Raw genomic sequence first — 1467 nt, forward strand, 5'->3', positions numbered from 1 at the left:
AGACCCGGTCCAGGGGGGTGTCCGCCCATACCGAGGATCGGATGAAATACGCGGCAGCCCCTTCCGGGGCGGCTGCCATGGCATCGAGGTCCTCGGCGAGGAGCCGGTCCAGCCGCTCCAGCAGCACCGCGATCATGGCCTCCTTGTTAGGGAAGTGGTACAGCAAACCGCCTTTGGAGACGCCCGCCAGCCTGGCTACCGCATCCAGCGTCGCGGCACGTTCGCCCTCGGCAATCAGGAGGGACTCGAAGGCATCCAGGACGGCTTCGCGGGCGACGGGTTTTCTGGCCATGGCTCCCATCATGCCTGTCGGGGCGCGCATTTCTTAACTGTACCGTCCAGACGGTACAGTTAACTCCCATGAACACCGCCATGTGCGCCGCCTTCACCCACCCCGCGCCGACCCCGCGCGCGCCGTGGCGGGACTGGCTGGCGTTGACCCTGCTCATGTTCCCGGTGCTGCTCGTGGCTGTGGACAACACGGCCCTGACCTTCGCGCTACCCGCGATCGCCCGCAGCCTGGATGCCACTGGCGTGCAGCTGCTCTGGATTGTCGATTCATATCCGCTGGTCCTAGCCGGCCTGCTCGTGGCCATGGGTAGCCTGGGCGACAGGATCGGCCGCCGCCGGCTGCTTTTCGTCGGCAGCACGGGATTCGCGGCCGTGTCCGCCATGACGGCGTTCGCGCCCGGCGCCGAGTGGCTGATCGCCGGTCGGGCCGGGCTAGGCTTCTTCGGCGCGATGCTAATGCCGTCCACCCTCTCCCTGATCCGCAACATCTTTCCCCAGCCGAACCGGCGGCGGCTCGCCGTCGCGATCTGGGCCGCAGGCTTCTCCGGCGGGGCCGCACTGGGCCCGGTATTCGGTGGCTGGCTCGTGGAACGTCTCTGGTGGGGTGCGGTGCWCCTGGTCGCAGTGCCGATCGTCCTGCCGCTGCTGGCCCTTGGGCCCGCGCTGATCCCTGAATCCCGGGATCCGAAGCCAGGCACGGTGGACGCAGCCAGCATTGGCCTGTCGCTGCTGGCGATGGTGCCGACGGTCTACGGCATCAAGATGCTGGCGACCGAGGGCGTGGCGCCGGGACCGCTCGTGGCCCTGGCCGTCGGCCTGATGACGGGCTTCGCCTTCGTCCGCCGCCAGCGTCGGCTGGCCGCGTCGGCGTCGGCGACTCCCCTGCTGGACCTGAGTCTCTTCGGCAACCCGGTCTTCAGCACCGCGATCATCGCCAACGTCCTGGCCTTGTTTTCCTACAACGGCTTCATTCTGTTCCTGGCCCAGCACCTGCAGATGTTGGAGGGACGGTCCCCCTCGGAGTCTGGACTGGCAATGGTCCCGGCCCTGATCGCCACCGTCGTCGCCGGCCTGTTCGTGGTGCCACTGGTGCGGCAGGTCCGGCCGGGCCTCGTTGTGGCGGGCGGCCTGTTCCTGAGCGCCGCAGCCTATGGCATCGTGGCTCTGGGTGACCAC

General features: G+C 68.4%; 2 protein-coding genes. One reads left to right on the plus strand and one right to left on the minus strand.

Annotated elements, in window-relative coordinates; translation table 11 throughout:
• Nucleotides 1-292: TetR/AcrR family transcriptional regulator (locus tag AB4Y86_RS18770; RefSeq protein WP_441403645.1), on the minus strand; the 292-nt coding region annotated here is incomplete at its 3' end.
• 68 nt (nucleotides 293-360) lie between these two features.
• Here AB4Y86_RS18770 and AB4Y86_RS18775 point away from each other — a divergent pair.
• Nucleotides 361-1467, plus strand: a 1107-nt coding sequence (locus tag AB4Y86_RS18775) for an MFS transporter (RefSeq protein WP_441403644.1), incomplete at its 3' end; no start/stop codon positions are given.

The organism is Arthrobacter sp. 2YAF22_2, from assembly GCF_052114645.1.
Classification (GTDB): Bacteria; Actinomycetota; Actinomycetes; order Actinomycetales; family Micrococcaceae; genus Arthrobacter.